A 23,227-nucleotide genomic window follows, 5' to 3' on the forward strand; every position below is an offset into this window, starting at 1 on the left:
TCTCAATCCTGGCTCAAACCGCACTAAACCGCGATGCCAACCCCTGCTCCGCAAACTGCTCAATAATGAAATCCACAAACGCCCGCGTCTTGCCCGGCAACAATTTGTGCTCAGCGTAGTAAATGGAAATGTTGCCATCGTCGACAAACCAGTCCGGCAATACCCGCTGCAACGTCCCGGCTTCCAGATAACCCGAAGCAAACGGCATGCTCACCAACGCGATCCCCAACCCCTGAGCCGCCGTCGCACACGCCGCTTCGGAATCGCTCATGGTCATCCGCGCCTTTAGCGTCAAAGGGCTGTGTTGCTGGGTGCGGCTGGTCAATTGCCAGGACCGCACTCGCCCCGTCTGCGGCGACCGAATCAGAATCCCGTCGTGATGCTTGAGATCATCCGGTTCAACGACCACTTCGCGCCCCGCCAGATATTCGGCTGACGCCACCAACACCCGATGCGCCGGTGTCAGCTTGCGCGCGACCACGCCCTGCGGCAGCTCGAATCCACCGCCAATCGCGGCATCGAACCCTTGTGCAATCAGATCGACCTGGCGGTTATCAAAATGCCAGTCCGGATTGATTGCCGGAAACCGCCTCAGAAACTCGCCCAGCAACGGCACCACATACAACCGCCCGAACACCGTGCCCATGCTGACTTTCAGCGTTCCCGCCGGACGTCCTTCGGCGCTCGCGAGATTGGCCACGGCATTCTGGATCGTGTGCAGGCTGGAACTGACTTCGCCGAGAAACAGATGACCGGCCTCGGTCAGCGTCAGGCTACGGGTGCTGCGCTGAAACAGCCGCACACCGAGCCGGGCCTCAAGTTTTGCCACACTCTTGCCCACCGCCGCCGGGGTCAGGCTCAGGCGTCGCGCGGCCTCGGCAAAGCTGCCGACTTCGGCGCTGCGCACGAAGCATTCGATACTGCTGAAGGTTTCCATAAGCGCCACTATAAACTTTTGGTTTACACAGACTATCGTAATTACCGTCTACACAGCCTGTAATCCTGAATCAATACTAGGCTCCATCAACCGCGGCATCTCGCCACGGCGACTTTGGAGATCGACATGACTACTCAGAACCTCAGCGGCAAAGTGGCTTTGATTCAAGGCGGGTCCCGCGGCATCGGCGCTGCCATCGTCAAACGCCTGGCCGCTGAAGGCGCGACGGTTGCCTTCACCTACGTAAGCTCCACGGCCAAGGCCGAAGAACTGCAGAACAGCCTCACCGCCAACGGCGGCAAAGCACTGGCCATCAAGGCTGACAGTGCCGACGCCGAGGCGATTCGCGATGCGGTGAGCGCCACCGTCAAAGCCTTCGGTCGCCTGGACATCCTGGTCAACAACGCTGGCGTGCTGGCCGTTGCCCCACTGGAAGATTTCAAACTCGAAGACTTCGACCAGACGTTGGCGATCAACGTACGCAGCGTCTTCATCGCCACCCAGGCCGCCGCGAAACACATGACCGAAGGCGGTCGCATCATCAACATCGGCAGCACCAACGCCGACCGCATGCCCTTCGCCGGCGGTGGCCCGTACGCGATGAGCAAAGCGGCACTGGTCGGCCTGACCAAAGGCCTGGCACGCGACCTTGGGCCACGGGGCATCACCATCAATAACGTGCAACCGGGCCCGGTCGACACCGACATGAACCCGGCCAGCGGCGACTTCGCCGAAAGCCTGATCCCGCTGATGGCTGTGGGTCGTTATGGTAAAGCTGAAGAAATCGCCAGCTTCGTCGCTTATCTTGCAGGCCCGGAAGCCGGGTACATCACCGGTGCCAGCCTGACCATCGACGGTGGTTTCGGCGCCTGATGAGTTAAGCGCAATTCAAAAATGTGGGAGCGGGCTTGCTCGCGAAGGCGTCGTATCATTCAACATTAATGTTGCCTGACACACCGCTTTCGCGAGCAAGCCCGCTCCCACATTTACACTGTGTTAAGCCCAGTTGAGCGCAGGCAAACCGCACTCACTCGGCTTGAACGCTTTCAACGTACGAAGAATGCCATCGGCGTGTGCGTATTTTTCGTCGGCCATCGCGGCGTCGGGAATCGCAATCGCCGTCATCCCCGCCGCTTTCGCCGCAGTCACGCCGAACGGCGAATCTTCGAACACCAGGCAATCCCCGGGCGCCACGCCCAGGCGGCGTGCTGCGGTGAGGAAGATGTCCGGCGCCGGTTTGGCCGCACCGACTTCCGGGTCATCGGCTGTCACGACGAAGTCGAACAGCGCAAACCAGTCACGGTGCAAAGTGGTTTTCTGGCCGAACGACAGACGCGACGAACTGGTGCCCACCGCGATCGGAATGTTGTTGGCCTTCAAGTGCCGCACCAGCTCCTCGGCACCGGGCATCGCCAGCGCGGTGGGAAAACGCTCGCGCATCAGCGGCTCGCGGATCACCAGGAACTCCTCGGCGGTAATCGGCAGGTCCAGCGCTTCAACCACATAACGCGCCAGATCACCCGCACCACGGCCGATGATGTTCTGTTTGACGCTCCAGTCGAAAGTCCGGCCATATCGCTCGGCGATCATCGACGTGACTTCGGTGTAAATGCCCTCGGTGTCCAGCAGCAAGCCGTCCATGTCGAAAATCACGGCTTTGATCGGGCCGAACTCTTTCAGCGGTGCATTCATCGCATCTGATCCGTTTTTAATGACACCCCGGTCGGCTCAGGCACGGCTGATTCCGGGATTTGATTAAAGGGTTCAGCAGCATAGCGAGCGCGGCCGGCAGAGAGCAACGGGCAATCTCCCGACGGTGACAAAACCTTCGCCGAATCGCTGAGCATGATTTAGCGATTCGCCCTACACCAAACACCTCCTTTCCCGACTTCTTTCCTCGTTGATCCCCCGCAAAGTCTCGCGACCCCAATTTATCCGCGCGAGGGACTGCGAATGTTCAACCCTGACAAGGTCCTGGCCTTGAACAACGCCATCGGCCTGTTGGTGGTGGCAGCCATGAACCCCGAGCACCCGGACGTTGAAGCTCTGCTCGGCGATTTTCGCCTGTGCCTCAACGACTACGAGGCCTGGGCGGAAAGCTTCTGGACAGGATGGGCGCTGGAGGTCGAGCAAGTGTTCAAGGTCGGCAACGACGTTCGTTTGAGCACACCGAGGAATTCCTCCGCCCCCGTCAGCTCGACGATCGCCACATGCCCGGCCAGCGGTCCGTTGACCCTCGTGCATATGTTCGACGCGGCTCGCTTTGTGCCCATTGGTGATACGCCGGTGATGCTCGAACCGATCATTGAAGAGAGCAACGGCGAGATGACTTTTGGCGAACCGGTGCATCACACCATCGGCCCAAGCGGCATCCTCGAAATCCCTGAGTGTTGGCGCGGTCATCGTTACCGCATCACATTCTTTCCCAATGTTTCCACCGCTCATGTCCAGGCGCTTCATGCCTCCTATCAAAGCGTGATCGATGAGCTTGAAGGCTGGTTGCGCAACGAGTGGACGAGTGAATTCCAGCCTTTATGGGCGGGGTTTTCCGAGGCCGGTTTCCCTGAACGCTACGGCATGCTGCAACGGGCCGACTGGCGCGGATTCGAGAAGTCGCTGCACGGTTTGTGGGATGACGTAAAGCAGATCTACGCCCTGATCGCGGACCTGCAGGCCAACAGTGAAAAGCTTCTTGAATACCTGACCGAGGTTGAGCTCGAGACACTGCTGAACGCTTCGGCCGAAGCCATCGCCAATGTGATGCTGGTGTTGAGTGATGAGCCGTTGATGTTCATTCATCTCGCGGCTTTCACCAGTTGGCTGCGGATGTTGCCGCCGCAGTACATCGCCGAAGTGGTCGCGGAAATTCGTACAGAAATACTCATCGCTTTCCTGCTGGTGCGCCTCACAGGTCCTACAGGCCTGAAACTCGGCATCAGCGCCAAGGTGCTGGGCAAGATCAAGTCCGAGCGAGCCCGACAATGGCTGGCTGCCGCGAGTTTGCGCCTGGCTGAGCTTGCGAACAGATCGGATCTGACCCGCCACGCCGGCGCCCTCAAACCGCTGATGGTCAACGCGCGGAACGTGCCGCTCAAACCCGTGCCGGCGACTCCGTTGCACATCACCACCGGTGAATCACCGATTGTGCGGGTGAACAACCCGGTCGCCCTTGCCCGTGACAAGTCCGAAGCCAAGACCCGCCTGAGCCGCCAGGAACACCGCGACGACGCCCCTGCTCCCGCGCAAAACCCAAACGGCGACAACGTCGATTCAGCGGATAGAACCACAACCAACGGCTGCCCGGTATCGATGGTCACCGGCGAGGAACTGCTGACCCTGATTGATGGTTCGCTGGATGGTCGGTTGCCGTTCGAGTTCATCCGCGTGTATCGCACCAGTGCTGTCGGAATCGACTGCGGGCTCGGATTTGGCTGGAGTCATGCCCTTGCACACCGGCTGGAAATCGACGGCGAACAGGTTAGATGGATCGACCACGAAAACCGTCGTACGACCTTCCCTTTGCCCAAGGTTGAACGCCCGAGCATTCACAACAGCCTGTCGCGGGCGGCGATTTTCCTGGGGGATGAGCCGGAGGAACTGATCCTCGCAATGGCAGGCGAAGCAACGCGTTTTTACCACTTTCGTACAGGTCGACTGACAGCCATCAGCGATGCCTATGGCAACCGTCTGACAGTGCAACGGGACAACGCCGACAGAATCATGCGCCTCGACAACGGCGCCGGACGCTCGCTGCGATTGCGCTACGACCGCCGACACCTCGCCGCCGTCGAGTATCAGCGCTTTCATCCCGCCGACACCCTGGAAGATGCCTGGCGCACTGAACAGATATTGGTGACCTACCGCTACGACGCCTGTCATCGCTTGATCGAAGCGACCAACGCCGCCGGCGAAAGCGAACGCTACGACTATGACGACCAGCACGTCATCCTGCAGCGGCAATTGGCCGGTGGCGCGAGCTTCTTCTGGGAGTGGGAAAGGTCCGGTAAGTCTGCGCGATGCGTCCGACATTGGGCGTCGTTTTCGCAGATGGACACGCGCTATGTCTGGGATGACAACGGCGGCGTGCAGGTTAAAAACGTTGATGGCAGCGAAGCGTTTTACCAGCACGACGACCGGGCGCGCCTGGTGCGAAGGGTCGAACCCGACGGGGCGGAACACCTCAATGTCTATGACGGCCAGGGGCGGCTGATTGCCGAAAAGAATCCGCTCGGGGCAATGACCCGCTACCGCTATGACGATGTCGGACGGCTGATTGCCCTGATTCCACCCGAAGGTGAGCCAACGTCCTACGAATACCGCAATGGTTTCCTGCATGCGCGGTATCGCGGCAACGCCGTGTGGAAGTATCAGCGCAATGCTCAGGGTGAGGTCATCGAGGCGACCGACCCCGAGGGGCATGTCACCCACTACCACCACGACGAAAAAGGCCTGCTGCTGTCGATCCGCTTTCCGGACAACAGTCGGCATGTCTTCGTCCGGAATGCCTTGGGTCAACTGATCGAAGAGACCTTGCCGGGTGGCGGTCAGCGGCGCTTTTCCTACGATGCGTTGGGCCGGCAGGTTACCCGCCAGGACGAACACGGTGCCGTCACACGCTACTCATGGGATGCCGTTGGACGACTGCTTCAGACGACGCTTCCTACAGGTGCCAGTCGCGCCTTCAGCTACAACGCCTACGGCAAGGTCACCGCCGAACGGGATGAACTGGGGCGCACCACGCGCTTTGAATATGCCGATGATCTGCATCTGGTCAGCCGTCGGATCAATCCCGATGGCACACAACTGCTTTATCGGTACGACAACGCACGGTTGTTGCTGACCGAAATCGAGAATGAGTCCGGCGGGAAATATCTGCTGGACTACACGCTCAATGGATTGATCCGACAGGAAACCGGATTCGATGGCCAACGCACCGCGTATGCCTACGACCTCAATGGACAGCTGCTGAAAAAAACCGAGTTCGGCGACGACGGCTCGCAATGGGTCACGGGCTATCAACGGGATTCGACGGGACGGCTGCTGGTCAAGACGCTGCCCGACGGTGTCAATGTCGAATATCGCTACGACAGCCTTGGCCGGCTGGTCAGCGTCGATGACGGTCACGATCACCCGCTGGAGTTCGAATACGACAAACAGGGTCGGCTAGTCACCGAACACCAAGGCTGGGGCACGCTGCGATATGGCTACGATGCCTGTGGCCAGCTCAACCACCTGCGCCTGCCCGACAACAGCAAACTCGATTACCACCATGCCAAGGGCGGCGCACTGACGGCCATTGACCTCAATGGCGCCCGACTGACCGCTCACACCTTTTTCGCCGGCCGCGAACAGAACCGTCAACAGGGCCTGCTGCTCAGCGATTATCAGTATGACAATCAAGGTCGACTGAACGCCCACGCTGTCCGCCAAAACCTGCAACCTCTGTATCGCCGCGACTTTGCCTACAGCGCCAACGGCAACCTCGACCACATTGCCGACACGCGGCACGGTCAGCGCAGCTACCTCTACGATTCGCTCGATCGCCTGATCCGCGTCCGCCACTCCCGAGATCACCAACCGGAAAACTTCGCCCACGACCCGACCGGCAACCTGCTGATGCAGGACCGCCCCGGTCCGGCCATGGTCAAAGGCAATCGCCTGCTGATGCAAGGTGACCGCCACTACGATTACGACGCCTTCGGCAACCTGATCCGCGAATGCCGCGGCACTGCACAAAAACTGGTCACCGAGTACCGTTACGACTGCCAGCATCGCCTGATCGGCATCACCCTGCCCAACGGCAGCCTGGCGATCTACCGCTACGATGCCTTCGGCCGTCGCATCAGCAAAAACGTCGACGGCAACACCACCGAGTTTTTTTGGCAGGGCGACAACCTCGTCGCCGAAAGCAGTCGCGAGCACTACCGCAGCTACGTCTACGAGCCCGGCAGCTTTCGCCCGCTGGCCATGCTCGACGGCAAAGGCCCGCGCAACGCCTGCCCGTTTTACTACCAACTCGACCACCTCGGCACACCGCAAGAACTCACCGATTACAGCGGCGAAATCGTCTGGTCCGCCCAATACACCGCCTACGGCCGCCTCACCCGCCTCAACCGCGACACCCACCAGATCCTCGACCAGCCGCTGCGGTTTCAGGGCCAGTACTTCGACCCGGAAACAGGTTTGCACTACAACCGGCATCGGTATTACCAACCGGATGTGGGGCGGTATCTGACGCCGGACCCGGTCGGATTGGCCGGTGGCCTGAACGGGTATCGGTACGTGTTGAGCCCCACGGGGTGGGTTGATCCGCTGGGGTTGAGTGATTGCCCGGGGATGGGTGGGTGCGGGTCGGTTGAGGGGGTTGAGAATCCAACCAAAAAAGTAACCGTAAAAGGTGCTGAGCCCCCATTACCGAAGCCGAAGGGAGAAAATGATTACTTGTACCGCGGAGATGACCGAGAGCCTGATGATGTATTCGAAAATGGCTTTAAAAGTAAAGGTAAAAGCAATGATCTATTGCTGCACTCTATAGACAGCGACCATCCGCCAAGCAATTTCATTAGCACATCAACTTCAAGAGATGCGGGAAAAACCTTTGCCACTGGCTTCAATACGAAAATTGGTTATCTCTACACGCTCCAAAAAATCCCCGGATACGACTTGATAAAAGAGCTGGGTGCGATGTACCAATTCGATAGAGAGAAGGAGATAGCCATACCAAACCGCATCAAAAATGAGGATATCCTCGGAGCAACGTTGATAATTGATGACGGCAGAGAGTTTGGCTATTCCATCCCCAACCCAAACAGGAAAATCAGAAAATGACATCCGAAGTGAAATTAGTGATCAGTATCAATGGCACTAAGGAAACAGCTCAACTCATCTGCGACAACAAAGCCATATCCATAACCCTTGTAATGAAAAATGGCTTCAATAAAACGTATGCAGATACAGACTTCTACAGGTGCTTTGGACGGATTCGGGAAGACAACCCCTACATACAATTTCTTTGCAAAGGATCAAAGGCCAATGTCCACCCTTCCAGCATGTCGTCACAGATGTCCCTCGGACTGAAAGCGTACGAATTAACCCTAGGTAAAAAAGCGTCTCTCGACGATGTCATTTACATTTTTGACTATGACGAAGACAACCTGACGAATGATCCGGAGGTCCAACGAAATTTCTACAGGAAATGGATTGAATCAAAAAAAGAATAACTTTGTTCATCCACGTTAGTTTCCAAAAACATGGCTAAAAGTAACAGCCTAGCTGTAAGCTCGGCTCAACCGAGCACTCATTCCCCGAGATATCGGGATCATCAGAATCCGTTTCAACATCAATGCGCTTTACATCACCGTCAGGCACCTGCCCCCCCCCCCCCCCCGCCTCATCATCCTGCGGACGCAGGTCCCGGTCCGATGTCACACTCGCAAAAATGAAAAACCCGGCACCAGGCCGGGTTTTGCTGTCACTGATCGTCGAATCAGTGGTGTTTGTTCTTGTGCTTATGCTTGTGTTTGTGCCCGTTGCCGGAATGAGAATCGCCGCTGTCAGTACCCAGGTTGTTGCCCAGCGCACCACCCGCTGCGCCGCCGAGACCTGCGCCAATGGTCGAACCGGTCTTGCCGCCAATGCTGTTACCAATCACCGAGCCGCCCGCCGAGCCCAAACCACCACCGATCGCTGCTTCAGTGCGACTGCCTTTAGGTGCACCAACAGCGCTACCCGCCGCGCCGCCTACACCTGCGCCAATCGCGGCACCGGTGCTGCCGCCCATTTGCTGACCTACCACGTTACCCAATGCACCGCCGATACCACCGCCAACAGCAGCGGTGCCATCACCGGCAGCCATCGCACCTTGAGCAACCAAAAGTCCCAGAAACAATGTGGACAATGTCAAACGCATGATATGAACCTCTAATTCCGCATCGGGAGAAAAGAATTCGCTGCGGATGGGCGGAGTCTAGCACCTGCCCCCACTGAATCCGGCCAACGATGACCGTTGGACAGCTAAAGATGCAAAAGCTGCGAAAGAGAAACAGCCAGATACAAAAAGCCCGGCATCAAGCCGGGCTTTTTGAGCGGATCGATCAGGATCAGTGGCCCTTGTGGCCCTTGCCCAAGTTGCTGCCCACGCCGCCGCCCAAAGCACCGCCCAGGCCTGCGCCGATGGTCGAACCGGTCTTGCCGCCCAGGCTGTTGCCGATTATCGAGCCGCCCGCAGCACCCACGCCGCCGCCGATGGCCGCTTTGGTGCGGCTGCCTTTGCGTGCTCCAACAGCACTGCCCGCGGCGCCCGCGACACCAGCACCAATCGCAGCGCCAGTGCTGCCGCCCATGCTTTGGCCGACCACATTACCCAGCGCGCCACCCAGACCGCCACCCAGTGCGGCAGTGCCGTCGCCAGCAGCCATTGCACCTTGAGCAACCAAAAGCCCCAGAACCAGAGCGGGCAGTGTTAAACGCATGACAAGAACCTCAAAAAATAGGGGGAAATCAAAAAGGGTCGAGATTGAATGCTTTAGCGGCGAAAAAGTCCAGACACACAGCCCCAACCTCACCATCGGCGACGGTTGGACAGCTTTTATGGAAAAGGTTTTATGACAGACAAAAAAAAGCCCGCTGGGGAGACGGGCCAGGTGTTGCTTTCTAACGGATGAGTTGAGATTACGTAAGGCCTTGTGAAAACTTTGTGAAAACCCAGACCGAAAAACACACGCCGCAAAAAAGGTTGCAGGCATAAAAAACCCCGCTCAATGACGGGGTCTGGAGAGGATGGATTACTTCCTGACGGGTGCCGCAACCTTGGGTAAAAATTTCGCCTTGGGCCCTTGGGGCACCTGGGATTTCATTTTGCCAAGCTTGACCTGATCGTCACCGTAAGCCACCACATAGTCTGTCTGGCCACACCGCACGCTATTGTTGATTGGAAATTCAGCACCGTCGTCTTCGATATACGGATCAGCCATCTTTTCGCCCCTTTCAAAAGCGGGATCGATACCGGCAAGCCCTTTTGCCTGAAACATATCGACCACCAAGCTTTTGAGACTAGCCGGTCATTACCGGACTTGTAATTCAGATTCCCCAACACCCGACGAATGGCCCGCACGGCTTCCTACAAAACAAACACACAAATCGTTACCTGACTCACCTCAGTTTGACGGCCGTCCCGGTCACAAATACCACCACCATGCCGCCCTTGCCGGCCGGCATGCTGATCTCGAAATCGAGCCCCACCACCGCGTCGGCCTGCAGTGCCCGCGCCCGTTCCTTGATCTCGTCGGTGGCCTGAATCCGCGCCTCCTTCAATGCACGCTCCAATGTTTGAGAGCGCCCGCCGAAAAAATCCCGCATCCCGGCGAACATGTCACGGATAACGTTGACCCCCTGCACCGACTCGGCGCTGACGATGTCGAGGTAAGCGGTGATTTGGCGGCCTTCGATGGCGTGGGTGGTGGTGGTGATCATGGGCATTCCTTCTTCATAAATAGTCACTCAAGGCCTGAAACCTCAATTATTGATACACAAAGAGATCCTCTGAAGAGTCCACCTCTCCCCACTCGCCAGTGTATGCAACGGCGTGTATCGGGACCCGCCCCGCGTCAATGACGTGTTGAAGCGTGTTCGTCATATGCACCTTGTCTCTTTGTTCCGGGGTCAAGGCCTGGCGAAGCCGGACGACCTCTGCCCACCCCTCAGGCGTGAAGCGTAGAAGCCCCATGTATTGGCCCTGAACATCATCGACTGAAGTCGGTTTGTTGCCGATTTCGGTCAAGGTGCCGGTGGAGGCAAGGCGGAACGTTTCGGCATCCAGTAACGGATCACCAAAGCGCTGTGTCCAGAGCGCCAGCCAGTTCGGATCATAGGTGACGGCCAGGGAAGCCTTGCATGTCATTAACGACTGGACTGCTGCGGGGCTGTAAAAGATGTCGGAGTAACTCACGATGCACGGAGCATCCTGCAACCAGGCTTCAGCACACGCCAATGAGGAGACCATGTTGGTGTGCGCCCAGCGAGGATTATGGAACTCGATCAGCCCTTGGTCTGCCAACACCTCGCGCTTGTAGCCGGTCACGATGGCTATCTCGCTAATGCCTGCACCGCGCAGCGCCAAAAGTTGCCACTCCAGCAGTGTCTTGCCACGCAATTCGACCATGCATTTCGGACGTTCATCCGTGAGACTTTTCATGCGGCTGCCACGTCCGGCAGCCAGAATAATGGCTTTCACAACAGTCCTACCTCATGAAATATCTTTATTAACCGAACAATTGCTTCAGTCGATGAACGTCGTGCGCAGCCCAGACGTCCTCTCGCTCCGGGTGCCACATCCAGCCTTCCCAAGGGAGGTTGCGGTGCCGGATGGCTTCGATTTCCCCATCCCCACTGCACGCCAGGACCTCAAAACCTTCCGGGCAAGCGGCAAGCGAAAAACCGTGATAACTGTTCACCTCGGCAACGATTTTTCCTGACAGTTCATGCCGGGTTCGCACATGACCGTTCACCGCTTTCAGCTCGCCGCCCGACCAGTGCGCAATCATCTGCATGCCCCGGCAAATTCCAAGCACGGGCAGGCAGAGGGATCGTGCATGGGCAAGCAATCTGCCTTCAGTCAGGTCGCGCGCCGGACACTGGCCGATGTCATTTCCCCCCGAAAGCACAATGGCTTGTGGCGATACCGTGTGCAGCCAGTCATGCAGGGCGTCCTGAGTCAGCCGTCCGTCAGCGGTTTGCAGACACAACCCGTTGGGTACCGGCACCGGCAAAAAGCCGGCATCCAGTAGAAAGCTGATCAGACGCTGGTCAATTGCATCGCGGCTTTCACCACGCTCGGGAAATACGTCCACACGCTGGCTGATGGCAACGACTTTCATGCCAGCATCTCCACGCAGCGCCCCGGACAATCCAGGTGCAAGCGTTGAGCCGCCGACCAGCGCCGATAGAGGACTTCGCCGGCACCGATCACTGCCGGCAAGCCAAGTTCTCCTGCACGAATCGCCATATGCGAGTTCGCGCCGCCCCAAGCCGTAATCAGCCCGGCAATCGGGTAGGCAAACAACCAGTCGAACCCGGGGTCCGCGTTGGGAATGCAGACAATCGCGCCGGCGAGTATTTCTCGGTCGTCACTGCCCACCACGGGGGCAGTCACCTGCTTCTGGGTGATGAAGTTGGGGGCTGTTTCCGGCCATTCGAAAGACCAGACATCCTCAGGCCGGGTGATCACCGGCGGTAACGATACCTTTAGAGTCTCTGCGTGGCGGGCCTTGCCCTGCTCAATGCTGCGCAACAGCACATCGCTCGTGTTGGCTGCCGCAACGTGCAGTTCCTTGAAGACACTGATGTCGCAATAGGCCATGTCTTCACGGCTTATGCCGTGCTGGGCGCCCACTTGCGCGATCAATGCCAGCGCATCCGAGAGATTGCGGGTGAAGTGGAACTTGGCCAGCTCGCGCAGTTCGATTCCTGCTTGCATGAAGTCCAGCAAGCCGACAGGGTCGGGCTGCAAGCCGTGTGACTCCAGTTGCTTCACGATTTCGCGCATTTGTGGAAGGGTCAGCGAAAACGGTTGTACGGGCTCCGGGACGGACGGACGCTGAGTCCAGTCAAAGTAAAGTTCCGGCGCTTCATCGTAGCGAGGCGAAAGGATGTCGTAGGTGCCCGGGCGCAAGTGGCCGTAGCGTGCGAGGAACGTCGCCTTGTCCAATGTCGCGCGGTCACGCGCCAACTGGCCGCTGACAGTCGACACCCCACCCATGAAACAATCGTAGTCAGCCTGCGAGAGCACGCCCACCGTCATCAGGGATTTGAGCATCTGCACCGCAACAAAGCCGGCGCGAGCCAGACCGGCGAATGGCAGGGTCCCGTAGCGTTTGGCATCCTCCAACAGCCAGTAAATCCGTTCCAGAGGGTCGGCGTTGGAGGCCAGCAAAGCCTCACGTCGCGCATTCAGCGTATCGAGTTTGTTGGCATCTGCGCGCCACAAGCCATCCTTGGGATGGACGATGCGGTTGGTCAACTTGCGCAAACTGCTGCTGATGGCTTCCAGCTCATGCTCCAGGAAACCGGCACTGGCCAGGCGCTCCAGCCGCTGCGACAAATCCAGTGTGTAGCACGAGAACACAATCTCGAACTCCACTTTGTCGTGCAGCGTCGGCTCGGACAGCAGCCGATCGATATAGTGGTCGACCAGACGCCCCGCCAACCCCTCATCCAGGTCTGCCGGGATGAACGAGTTGAAAGACAATCGAACATCGATGTACGGCAGCCCGAAAAAATGCGGCATCAGCGGAAAGCTGCGCAAGTTGCGGTAGCCGTAATTATGGCGTTGATAGGCCCAGATCGAGTCAGTCACCAAATCCCGGTAAAGCGAAAGCGCCAGTGGTTTGGGACGGATACCGATAATTTCGGCCGGATTCCAGTCCGGCATCACACCATAAACGGTACGCTGGCCGATCAGGAACGGGTGCGGTCGCATGCCCCGCGCTACTTTGCGTTGAATATTTTCCAGCCGATCGGCTTGAGTTGTTTCGGACTCCGGGCGTGCTGGCAAAATCAGTGGTCGGGCTTGCAATAACCACAACACCTCGCCTTCAGCCTCCCGCGTGACAGCGAATTCACAGTCGACCGGCACCCCCTCGAACAACCCCAACAACTCTTCGAGCAAGGTCATGATGGGCAGCATATCTGGCGGTGGCGGCACTTTGCTGTGAGCCGCCTGCTGCCAAAGCCGGCCACCCAGACCGCCAGTGACAGATGCAGTGTCACGGCCCTCCGTCCAGTTCACCACCCGATAGGGCGCACAGGTATTCGGGTCGTGGGAAAAGGCAACGCCGGACCGAACGACATTACTCAACATCGGTTGAATCAGAACTTCGTCTGCCTGGTTGGCATCGCCATAACTGGCGATGACCTGTTCAACCGCCGATTCCAACCCTGCTTCATTGACGTCAAGTACAGAGAGAAACGCCCCCGCACCGGATGCTTGTACGCCGTCTTCGCGCAGACAACTGGAGCGCACGATCCAGGGGCCGGCGTCCAAGCGTCCCTGAATGTCGCGAAAACAGGCTTGCCGGCCCATTTGCCAATCCCTTACGGTGAAAGACAGCAACGGAGCAATGCGCGCCGAAGTCAGCCGCTCTTGCAGGCCGGCAAGCGTACCGGCCTTGGTGGAAAATCGCAGAGCCATCAGGATTATCTCAGCTGAGCAACCCAGATATTGGTTGAGTACGGAATCTGGATCGAGGCAGTCCCCAGGCCCTTCAAATAGTCATCGATTGCGCTAATCACCTCATGGAAATTCGCACCGGCCTGACGCTCAAGCGTTGCGTGAGAACGCCACGCCTCCAGACATTCCTCAATGGTTTGTTCGTGAATGACACGCGCATCAAGATGAACAACAGGACCGAACAGCGCACTGGCATCAATCACTGCCGTTTGATCTTCACGACGAGTACCGTAGCCGTAACCCTGAACCCGTTCTTTAATGATCGCTTCAATTCGGGCCTGGACAGGATCTTCAAGATGACGATGATTCCACATACAGGCGAACCAGCCTCGCGGCTTGAGAATGCGCGCGGTTTCCTTGAGAGCCTGTTCACGGTCACAGACATTGAAGGAACTGCCGAAAGTGACCATGTCGAAAGCTTGCGACTGCTGCCCTGTTACTTCGCCTGTGCCTTCATGCCAACTGACATGAGTCAGGTCCGCGGTACGCTTGATGCCATTCGCTCGCATCGCATCATTAGGTTCCACCGCAACAACGTCCAGGCCTCGCGCAGCCAACATTAAGGTCAGGTGCGCAACCCCGGCTCCAACGTCGCAGAACTTGTCGCCTTTCTCGGCGCCTGCAATCGAAAGCATTGCATCGATCGCAGCATCGGCGTAGTCAGGACGCTTCAAGTAAGCGTCAGCCAGTGTGGTGTAATCCCATTCCGTTTTCATACCAACTTCCTTTTATAAAAATGGTGCAGTAAGTCATCAGTCAACATAGATAGAGGGCGGTGGGGGTCGAACTCCACCACCCAGTCTGCCGCGCCCGGTTCATCAATCGACAAATCGAGCCCCGCGACGTTGTGCAACTCGCCCGCATCGAACCGGCGATAGATGCCCTTGGGATCCCGACGGCGCAGCTCCTCCATCGGCACCTTCAAATAGATTTCGAAATAACCAGGCAGGTGGGCACGGTTCCACGCATGAACTTCGCGGAACAGCGAAATCGTGGCGATCACCACCGTGAACCCTTGCGCCGCTATGACCCGGCATAAATGAGCGTATTGCATGGCCAGCGCCAACCGCCCTTCACGCCCGTGGTTTTGCGCATTGGCCGCACTTGCGCCAAACACATCACGCAGTTCATCGCCATCCAGCATGACAACCGGATGACCATCGCTTCTAAGCCTGGCAACAAACTCATGGGCCAGCGTTGATTTACCGGCACCCGACAAACCGGTAATCCACACGACCTCGCCGATAGAGGTATTCATATCAACACTGGGAGCCTGGAAGTTACTTACGATCATTGCGGCGCTCTTTCAGGGTCGCTAATGAAATTGTCGTGAGCGCCTCCAAAAGAGTCGATCACACAGTAACGAAAACGGGACTCATGTCGGCTTTTAACCAACTCAAGAAACACCTCATCCGGATGATGAAGCCCGCTGTACTCTGAGTCGTAGAACTTTTTATAAATGAAGTACTTTTGCTCTGAAGTAAGCAGTTTAAATCCAAGCACCATATCCTTAAGCTCATCGCCATTTTTAGCGATCGGCAACAAGCCCTCCATTTGTTCCAGCCAGGCTTCGACGATTGGACTGCTATCGTGACCCACTGGAACATAATAAATCGGCAGCTTACACGTATTCAGCATAAAGGACACACCACCACTGGAGGCATCAGTGATGATCGTGTCACATATCCGATAGAAGTCTTTACTGCTGCCTTTAGTATCGTCAATTGAAACCCACGGGTACCGGGCAAGTTGCTCACACAACTCTTTTACATAGGGACGGTCAAAATCCGTCATATACGGCCGAAAAATAATCTTCGCATGAGGAATCTGGGATTTCACCGAGTTAATGACCACCTCCATGTTTTCAAACAGAGAAGCGCCACTCGGGCAAATACCTATCTGGGTAGGCAGAAGGCCAACAACATACTCCTCGGACATGCACCGAAACTCAGGGGGCGCACTGAACATGTCGGGAATTTTGATTGGCAGTACGGATACTGCACTAGTGTTTCGAAGGTCCGTACGTGATCGGTCCGGTTCACGCTCCAGACGCAAGGCGACTCTGTCCCGCCTGAAGTAGTACATGCCTGTTTTAATCAAATCAAAAAGCGATCTGGAGGAGGAAACAATTGCATCCCAATAGGATGTCCAGCCGGAACAGTAGTAAACATCCGCGAGGGGCATCCCTACATTGCCGTGCGCAATAAAAATGGTGAAGTTTGATTCATCAAGTAATTTCCCGATAGAAGCATCGTTCGAGATAATTACTTGTGATTTCAGTTTTCCAATATCATCCAGCCCCACCTCTTCAACTGGACAGCCTAGAAACTGTTCCGCTTCAAACTTGCTGATACCGACAATGTTTGTCTGAAGCACAATGCAGTTGTAGTGATTGCGAAGAGCATTTAGCGCTGGCAGCAAGTACTCAAGATAGGTTTTTCCGCCATTATTGACGTTACTGATCAAATAAACGCTTTGCATATAAAACGCGCACCTTCAAAGCTGTCCCAGGCAAGCCAGGCTTAGGCCAAGTAAACGCGCAAAAAAGGGGAAAGCATTTGATCCTGCCTAAGTGCATATCCCTTTCGCACGTGTACATCCTTGTTGTTAAGCGAATCAGACTAAAGTCGTATCAATTTTCATTGAAAATCAATGATAAGGCTTTGATCCTGATCACATAAACGGCGCCAATATATCATACGCTGGCAAATTGACACCCCACCAGGCGAGCATTTTTACCCTTGTCGCGGCCAACGTGCCGCCTCGAAATCCAGACACCCAGAAACCACAAAACCCCTGACTTCTTTCGAAATCAGGGGTTCTGGTTACATCGAATTTGGCGGTGAAGGAGAGATTCGAACTCTCGATACAATTTCTTGTATACACACTTTCCAGGCGTGCTCCTTAAGCCACTCGGACACTTCACCGTATCTCTTCAAACATGTTCTGTCTGTCGAGGCGCGCTAATGTAGTCGAAAGCTTTTCTGATGGCAAACTTTTTTTGCAGAATTTTCATGTGCTTAGCGGTTTGGAGGTTCCGGGAGCATTCCGGGCCATGGCAAACCTGCCAATCTCTGGCTTCGTGCTCTCCTATATAGAGAGGGGAATGCACGGCGGGAGCGGCGGGCTACGCTTGCCCGGCGGGGGAAAGGGTGACTGGCGGGTCAGTCACGGCGCTTTACCTGGCCTGCGGCGGTGGGTAACGTCTGCCCCAACTTTCATACAAGGAATAGCGTCATGAGTGAGTTGATTTCCTACCACCTCGAAGACGGTATCGCGACCCTGACCTTGAGCAACGGCAAGGTCAATGCCATCTCTCCGGACGTGATTGCTGCGTTTAATGCTGCGCTGGATCAGGCAGTGACTGATCGTGCAGTGGTGATCATCACCGGTACGCCAGGAATTCTGTCGGGCGGTTATGACCTGAAGGTGATGACAGCAGGCCCTAAAGAAGCCGTATCGCTGGTGACGGCTGGCTCGACATTGTCCCGTCGTCTGTTGTCGCACCCGTTTCCAGTGATTGTTGCGTGCCCTGGGCATGCAGTGGCCAAGGGCGCGTTCCTGTTGTTGTCGGCGGATTACCGCATTGGTGTCGACGGCCCGTTCAGCATTGGCCTGAACGAAGTGCAGATCGGCATGACCATGCACCACGCCGGCATTGAGATCGCCCGTGATCGCCTGAGCAAGGCAGCGCTGCATCGTTCGGTGATCAACGGTGAGATGTTTAACCCGAAGAGTGCCGTGGATGCCGGTTTCCTCGACTTGGTGGTGTCGCCCGAAGAGCTGCAAGGCGCGGCGCTGGCAGCGGCTCGTCAGTTGAAGAAGATCAACATGACCGCGCACAAGAACACCAAGCTGAAAGTGCGCAAGGCACTGCTGGACACCCTGGACAACGCAATCATCCAGGATCAGGAGCATTTGGGTTAACCCAAAGATACTGCACCGAAAAGCCCGACCGTGGTGTCGGGCTTTTTCATACACGCTCTGTGGAAAAGTCTACAACCCCTCTAGAACAGATCTGACCAACTAGTCGGAAACATGCGCTCAAACATCGGCTATCTCCTACATCTATAGAGGCAATTGCCGAAAACAGTGCACATCCGTACACTGCGCCACCTTTTGTCCCGGTGGGGCCTGTAAATGCTGTTCGTGTTTCGTATGTTATTGATGGGCCTGCACTTTATTCTCGCTGGTGTGCTGGGGGTGATTCTGGGGCTGTTTCGCCCGTTCAACCCGGACAACAGCCGTTTGTGCGCGCGCCTCTATGCGTGGCCGGCAATGTGCATTTTGCGTTTGCGAGTGAAGGCCGACGTCGGGCCATTGATGGACAAACCCGAGAGCTGCGTGATCATCGCCAACCACCAGTCCAACTATGACTTGTTTGTTTTCGGCAACGTGGTGCCCCGCCGCACCGTGTGCATCGGCAAGAAGAGCCTGAAGTGGGTGCCGTTGTTCGGTCAGCTGTTCTGGTTGGCCGGTAATGTGTTGATCGACCGTGGCAATGCGCACAAGGCACGCCAGTCGATGCTGACTACCACGCACACCTTGCAACATGAAGACACCTCGATCTGGGTGTTCCCGGAAGGCACGCGCAATCTGGGCGAAGACCTGCTGCCCTTCAAGAAAGGCGCGTTCCAGATGGCGATCGCGGCGGGCGTGCCGATCGTCCCGGTGTGTGTCAGCAGTTACGTCAAACACATGCGATTGAACCGCTGGCGCAGTGGAAAAATTCTGATCCGTTCTTTGCCGGCCATTCCAACTGCCGGATTGAGCCTGGACGACATGCCGCTGCTGATCGCCCAGTGCCGCGAGCAGATGCGCGAGTGCATCGCCTCGATGGATCGGCAACTGCAAGCCGCGTGAAACGAAACCCGCCCTGTGCGGGTTTTCTTTTGCCTGCGAACTTTTGCCTTCGAACTCTGCAGATTTCACTGACTCTCAAGCGGTATAGAAGGATAAGCTGAACACTGCCTGCTACTAATAAGAAGTGAAGCTGAATCATGGGTAGAGTTGTTGCTGCTGCGGTTTACAGCGCTGGTAAGAAGGTCACCAATATCACCCTCGACGAAGGCGCTGCCTGGGCCGCCAAGCCTGGTCACTTTGTCTGGATCGGCCTCGAAGAGCCGAATGCCCAGGAGCTGTTCAATCTGCAACGCCAGTTCAACCTGCACGAACTGGCCATTGAAGACGCCCTGGAAAAACACAGTCGACCGAAGCTGGAAACCTTTGGCGATGCGCTGTTTATCGTCACGTATTCGCCGATCCGCCATGAAGGAAAGCTTGAGTTCATCGAGACTCATATCTTTGCCGGCAACGGTTACATCATTACTGCGCGTAACGGTCATTCGGCGTCCTACGCTTATGTCCGCCAGCGTTGTGAGGCGCGTCCACTGTTGCTGGAGCACGGGGAAGATTTCGTACTCTATGCCATCCTCGACTTTGTGATTGAAAACTATCAGCCGATGGGCGAAGCGATCCATGCAGAGATCGATGAGCTGGAACGTAACGTCATGTGCAGCTCCCTGAACGAGCGCGACATTCAAAAACTCCACAGTCTGCGCCGCGATGTATTGCGTTTGCGGCGGTACGCGGCGCCGATGGTGGAAATCGGTGAGGAGCTGCAGAAGCTGAGTTTTCCGTTCATCGACAAGAACATGCGCCCGTACTTCCGCGATGTGCAGATCCATGTGACCCGGCAGATGGAAGACCTGACGACCCTGGCGGACATTGCCAGCCAGACCATTGAAGTCGGGGTGTTGCTGGAGGCGTCACGGCAGAGCGTGGTGCAGCGCAAGTTTGCGGCGTGGGCGGCGATTCTGGCGTTCCCGACGGCAGTGGCCGGGATCTATGGGATGAACTTCCAGAACATGCCGGAGCTGACCTGGCATTACGGGTATTTCGGGGTGCTGGGGTTTATTGCGGTGGGGTGTGTGAGTTTGTGGGCGAGTTTCAAGAAGTCGGGGTGGTTGTAGCCACAACCGAGTCGTCAGTGACATTCGCGGGCAAGTCGGATCGCCGCACCGCTCGCTCCTACAAGAGTACCTGTAGGAGCGAGGCTTGCCCGCGAAGCTTTTAGCGTTAAACAGTTTCTGGTTTATGCGCCACAAACCGCATCATCCACTCCGCAACGGTTGCGCCATGATGCTCATGCTCAAGGCTCGCCATGCCTTTGGTATACACCTGCTCGCCCAACGCTTCCTGACGAATATCCAGCAAGGCTCGCGAGTAATCGTGAATGAATTCCGGGTGCCCCTGGAAGCACAACACCTGGTCGTTGATGTGGTAAGCGGCAAACGGGCAGAAATCGCTGGAAGCGATGACCGTGGCGTTTTCCGGCAACGACGTCACCTGGTCCTGGTGGCTGATCAACAACGTCAACTCTTCGCGCACCGGGCTCATCCATGGCGCCTTGGCGGCGAGTTTGTAACTGTGGGTGCCGACGCCCCAGCCCTGGGTCGCACGCTCGCTCTTGCCGCCCAGCAGCAGCGCCAGCAACTGATGGCCGAAGCACACGCCCAGCAGTTTGTCGCCGCGTTCGTAGCGGGTCAGCAGGTAAGCCTTGAGGGTTTGAATCCACGGGTCGGTGCCGAAGGAATCGGCCTTGCTGCCGGTGACGAGATAGGCGTCGAAGGCCTCATCATCGCTGGGGTATTCGCCCTGCATCACGTTGTAGACAGTGAACTCGGCCGCGATGGGTTGTTGCGAAAACAGACGCTGGAACATCTGCCCGTAACCCTGATATTGATCGACCAGTTCCGGACGCAGGATGTCGGTTTCCAGAATGCAGATGCGTAACGACATAAAAAATACCTGACACGTGATGGGAATAATGCACACCCCAGAGCCTGCCTCGAAACACCGTTCCAAGGCAAGCCCCACGAGTCGTCATCGGTCCCTTAAAACACCTCCCCTTTGGCCGCTTTCTCCAGCAGCAGCGCGGGTGGCGCGAACCGTTCGCCATACTGCTCGGCCAGGTATTGCGCACGTGCGACGAAGTCCTTCACGCCGTACTGGTTGATGAACTGCAGCGCGCCGCCGGTCCAGGCCGCGAAACCAATGCCGAAGATCGAGCCGACGTTGGCATCCGCAGTCGAGGTCAGCACGCCCTCCTCCACGCAACGCACAGTTTCAATGGCTTGCACGAACAGCAGGCGATCACGCACGTCCTTCGGCGAAATCTGCCCGTCAGCCTTCTCGAAACGACTTTTCAGCCCTGGCCACAAGTGCTTCTGGCCACCGGCCGGGTATTCGTAGAAACCACCGCCTGCCGCTTTGCCCGGACGCTTGTATTCGTTGAGCAGCAAGTCAATCACGGCAAACGCCGGGTGCTCAATCAGTGGTTTCCCTTCCGCTTGCAGGTCTTTGGCCGTTTGTTGACGGATATGGCTCATGAGGCTGAGGGATACTTCGTCGGAGATCGCCAGAGGCCCGATGGGCATGCCCGCCTTGCGCGCTTCGGTTTCGATCATCGCTGCGCTCACACCTTCGCCGAGCATGGCAATGCCTTCGTTGGTGAAGGTGCCGAACACGCGTGAGGTGAAGAAGCCGCGGCTGTCGTTGACCACAATCGGGGTCTTCTTGATTTGCAGGACGAAATCGAAACCGCGAGCCAGGGTTTCGTCGCTGGTGTGGGCGCCCTTGATGATTTCCACCAGCGGCATTTTTTCCACGGGGCTGAAGAAATGCAGACCGATGAATTTGCTCTGATCCGGTACGGCGGTGGCGAGCCCGCTGATCGGCAGGGTTGAGGTGTTGGAAGCGATCACCGCGTCCGGGCCGACGACCTGTTGTGCGGCTGAAGAGACCCTGGCTTTCAGTTCGCGGTCTTCGAACACGGCTTCAATGATAAGGTCGCAACCGGCCAGATCGGCATCATTTTCAGTGGTTTTGATCCGCGCCAGCACTGCGTCCCGCTGTTCGATGCTCAACTGTCCCCGGGTAATCTTCTTGTCCAGCAACGCCGCCGAATGAGCCTTGCCCTTCTCTGCTGCCGCCAGGTTGATGTCCTTGAGCACCACTTCGATACCGGCCGAGGCGCTGACAAAGGCAATGCCGGCTCCCATCATCCCCGCGCCCAGAACCCCCACGCGACGCGTCACGTAAGGTGCAAACCCTTGAGGTCGCGAACCGCCGGCATTGATCTCGTTGAGCTGGAACCAGAACGTGCCGATCAGGTTCTTCGAGATCTGGCCGGTGGTCAGCTCGGTGAAGTAGCGGGTTTCGATCAGGTGCGCCGTGTCGAAATCCACCTGAGCGCCTTCCACAGCGGCGCAAAGAATCTTCTCTGGTGCGGGCATGCAGCCCTGGGTTTTAGTGCGCAGGATCGACGGTGCAATCGCCAACATCTGCGCGACTTTCGGATGCGACGGCGTACCGCCCGGAATCTGATAGCCCTTCACATCCCAACGTTGCACCGCTGTCGGGTTGGCCAGAATCCAGGCGCGCGCCTTGCTCAGCAGCTCATCGTGATCCAGCGCCAACTCATCGATCAAACCTCCCTGCAAGGCTTGTTGCGCGCGGACTTTCTTGCCTTCAAGCAGATACGGCAAGGCCTTCTCCAGACCGAGCATCCGCACCATGCGCACTACCCCGCCACCGCCCGGCAACAGGCCGAGGGTGACTTCCGGCAGGCCGAGCTGCACCGATGAATTGTCCAGCGCCACGCGGTGATGACAGGCCAGGCAGATTTCCCAACCACCCCCCAGCGCCGCGCCGTTGATTGCGGCGACTACCGGTTTACCCAGGGTTTCCAGGGTGCGCAGTTGGCCCTTCAGCGTCAGCACCATGTCGTAGAACGCTTTGGCTTCAGGCTTGCCGACCTTGATCAGTTCATTGAGGTCGCCGCCGGCGAAGAAGGTCTTCTTCGCCGAGGTAATGATGACGCCGGCGATGCTGTCTTTCTCGGCAACCAGTCGGGCGACGCAAGCGGCCATGGCCTCGCGGTAGACCGCGTTCATGGTGTTGGCGCTCTGGCCCGGCATGTCGATGGTCAGGACGACGATCTGGTCCTGCCCTTTTTCGTAACGAATGGCTTCAGTCATGAAGAGGATTCCTTGAAATCGTGG

Annotated in this window: 20 protein-coding genes and 1 tRNA gene; 6 read left to right on the forward strand and 15 right to left on the reverse strand. The window is 57.1% G+C overall.

Going from position 1 to position 23,227, the window contains the following annotated elements; all coding sequences use genetic code 11:
• Positions 1-13: 13 nt before the first annotated feature.
• A complete protein-coding gene (locus ACM6IO_RS04815) occupies positions 14-937 on the reverse strand; it encodes a LysR family transcriptional regulator (RefSeq protein ID WP_008042295.1) in 924 nt (307 codons plus the stop codon).
• A 126-nt stretch (positions 938-1,063) separates the two neighbouring features.
• Between ACM6IO_RS04815 and ACM6IO_RS04820 the strand changes: the two genes are divergently transcribed.
• Positions 1,064-1,810: a 3-oxoacyl-ACP reductase family protein gene (locus tag ACM6IO_RS04820; RefSeq protein WP_008042294.1), complete on the forward strand. Its 747-nt coding sequence runs from the start codon at positions 1,064-1,066 to the stop codon at positions 1,808-1,810.
• A 123-nt stretch (positions 1,811-1,933) separates the two neighbouring features.
• On the opposite strand, the gene ACM6IO_RS04825 is transcribed toward ACM6IO_RS04820, so the two are convergent.
• The gene (locus tag ACM6IO_RS04825; protein WP_414911048.1) at positions 1,934-2,629 is read right to left on the reverse strand and encodes an HAD-IA family hydrolase; all 696 of its coding nucleotides are present in this window, start codon (positions 2,627-2,629) and stop codon (positions 1,934-1,936) included.
• Between the two features lie 261 nt (positions 2,630-2,890).
• On the opposite strand from ACM6IO_RS04825, the gene ACM6IO_RS04830 reads away from it, so the two are divergent.
• Positions 2,891-7,765, forward strand: coding sequence for an RHS repeat-associated core domain-containing protein (locus tag ACM6IO_RS04830; RefSeq protein ID WP_414911049.1), 4,875 nt, complete (start codon positions 2,891-2,893; stop codon positions 7,763-7,765).
• A complete protein-coding gene (locus ACM6IO_RS04835) occupies positions 7,762-8,157 on the forward strand; it encodes a hypothetical protein (RefSeq protein ID WP_223437745.1) in 396 nt (131 codons plus the stop codon). The genes ACM6IO_RS04830 and ACM6IO_RS04835 overlap by 4 nt, the downstream gene beginning before the upstream one ends.
• A 266-nt stretch (positions 8,158-8,423) precedes the next feature.
• Here ACM6IO_RS04835 and ACM6IO_RS04840 read toward each other — a convergent pair whose 3' ends face one another.
• The 11 genes from ACM6IO_RS04840 to ACM6IO_RS04890 all read right to left on the reverse strand — a co-directional run bounded on the left by ACM6IO_RS04840 (position 8,424) and on the right by ACM6IO_RS04890 (position 17,089).
• Complete coding sequence (locus ACM6IO_RS04840) at positions 8,424-8,846, reverse strand: glycine zipper domain-containing protein (protein WP_008027332.1); 423 nt, start codon at positions 8,844-8,846, stop codon at positions 8,424-8,426.
• Between the two features lie 190 nt (positions 8,847-9,036).
• Entirely contained in the window at positions 9,037-9,408 is a 372-nt protein-coding gene (locus ACM6IO_RS04845) for a hypothetical protein (RefSeq protein WP_008027331.1), read from the reverse strand.
• Positions 9,409-9,720: 312 nt separating this feature from the next.
• Complete coding sequence (locus ACM6IO_RS04850; RefSeq protein WP_032828671.1) at positions 9,721-9,909, reverse strand: hypothetical protein; 189 nt, start codon at positions 9,907-9,909, stop codon at positions 9,721-9,723.
• A 178-nt stretch (positions 9,910-10,087) separates the two neighbouring features.
• Positions 10,088-10,408, reverse strand: a complete 321-nt coding sequence (locus ACM6IO_RS04855) for a YbjQ family protein (protein WP_192226200.1) — start codon at positions 10,406-10,408, stop codon at positions 10,088-10,090.
• Positions 10,409-10,454: 46 nt separating this feature from the next.
• A complete protein-coding gene (locus ACM6IO_RS04860) occupies positions 10,455-11,168 on the reverse strand; it encodes a phosphocholine cytidylyltransferase family protein (RefSeq protein ID WP_192226198.1) in 714 nt (237 codons plus the stop codon).
• A 28-nt stretch (positions 11,169-11,196) separates the two neighbouring features.
• Positions 11,197-11,811, reverse strand: coding sequence for a gamma-glutamyl-gamma-aminobutyrate hydrolase family protein (locus tag ACM6IO_RS04865; RefSeq protein WP_414911050.1), 615 nt, complete (start codon positions 11,809-11,811; stop codon positions 11,197-11,199).
• A complete protein-coding gene (locus ACM6IO_RS04870) occupies positions 11,808-14,123 on the reverse strand; it encodes a PEP-utilizing enzyme (protein WP_414911051.1) in 2,316 nt (771 codons plus the stop codon). The genes ACM6IO_RS04865 and ACM6IO_RS04870 overlap by 4 nt, the downstream gene beginning before the upstream one ends.
• Positions 14,124-14,128: 5 nt before the next feature.
• Positions 14,129-14,878 carry a class I SAM-dependent methyltransferase gene (locus ACM6IO_RS04875; RefSeq protein ID WP_192416939.1) on the reverse strand — a complete coding sequence of 250 codons (750 nt, stop codon included), beginning with the start codon at positions 14,876-14,878 and terminating at the stop codon, positions 14,129-14,131.
• Positions 14,875-15,456 carry an adenylyl-sulfate kinase gene (locus ACM6IO_RS04880; RefSeq protein WP_414911052.1) on the reverse strand — a complete coding sequence of 194 codons (582 nt, stop codon included), beginning with the start codon at positions 15,454-15,456 and terminating at the stop codon, positions 14,875-14,877. The genes ACM6IO_RS04875 and ACM6IO_RS04880 overlap by 4 nt, the downstream gene beginning before the upstream one ends.
• Positions 15,453-16,643 (reverse strand): hypothetical protein, encoded by a 1,191-nt coding sequence (locus tag ACM6IO_RS04885; protein ID WP_414911053.1) that lies wholly within the window; start codon positions 16,641-16,643, stop codon positions 15,453-15,455. Before ACM6IO_RS04885 ends, ACM6IO_RS04880 begins: the two co-directional genes overlap by 4 nt.
• A 356-nt stretch (positions 16,644-16,999) precedes the next feature.
• Positions 17,000-17,089 (reverse strand) — tRNA-Ser (locus ACM6IO_RS04890).
• Between the two features lie 310 nt (positions 17,090-17,399).
• Here ACM6IO_RS04890 and ACM6IO_RS04895 point away from each other — a divergent pair.
• The 3 genes from ACM6IO_RS04895 (at position 17,400) to ACM6IO_RS04905 (ending at position 20,134) form a co-directional block, all read left to right on the forward strand.
• Positions 17,400-18,089 carry a crotonase/enoyl-CoA hydratase family protein gene (locus ACM6IO_RS04895; RefSeq protein ID WP_008027327.1) on the forward strand — a complete coding sequence of 230 codons (690 nt, stop codon included), beginning with the start codon at positions 17,400-17,402 and terminating at the stop codon, positions 18,087-18,089.
• Positions 18,090-18,302: 213 nt separating this feature from the next.
• Positions 18,303-19,025: a 1-acylglycerol-3-phosphate O-acyltransferase gene (locus ACM6IO_RS04900; RefSeq protein WP_008027326.1), complete on the forward strand. Its 723-nt coding sequence runs from the start codon at positions 18,303-18,305 to the stop codon at positions 19,023-19,025.
• Positions 19,026-19,162: 137 nt separating this feature from the next.
• Complete coding sequence (locus ACM6IO_RS04905; protein WP_414911054.1) at positions 19,163-20,134, forward strand: magnesium and cobalt transport protein CorA; 972 nt, start codon at positions 19,163-19,165, stop codon at positions 20,132-20,134.
• A gap of 106 nt (positions 20,135-20,240) precedes the next feature.
• On the opposite strand, the gene ACM6IO_RS04910 is transcribed toward ACM6IO_RS04905, so the two are convergent.
• Positions 20,241-20,963 carry an amidotransferase gene (locus ACM6IO_RS04910; protein WP_008027324.1) on the reverse strand — a complete coding sequence of 241 codons (723 nt, stop codon included), beginning with the start codon at positions 20,961-20,963 and terminating at the stop codon, positions 20,241-20,243.
• A gap of 95 nt (positions 20,964-21,058) precedes the next feature.
• Complete coding sequence (locus ACM6IO_RS04915; protein ID WP_414911055.1) at positions 21,059-23,203, reverse strand: 3-hydroxyacyl-CoA dehydrogenase NAD-binding domain-containing protein; 2,145 nt, start codon at positions 23,201-23,203, stop codon at positions 21,059-21,061.
• Positions 23,204-23,227 lie beyond the last annotated feature (24 nt).

Source organism: Pseudomonas sp. IT-P44, assembly GCF_949768225.1.
Taxonomy (GTDB): domain Bacteria; phylum Pseudomonadota; class Gammaproteobacteria; order Pseudomonadales; family Pseudomonadaceae; genus Aquipseudomonas; species Aquipseudomonas migulae.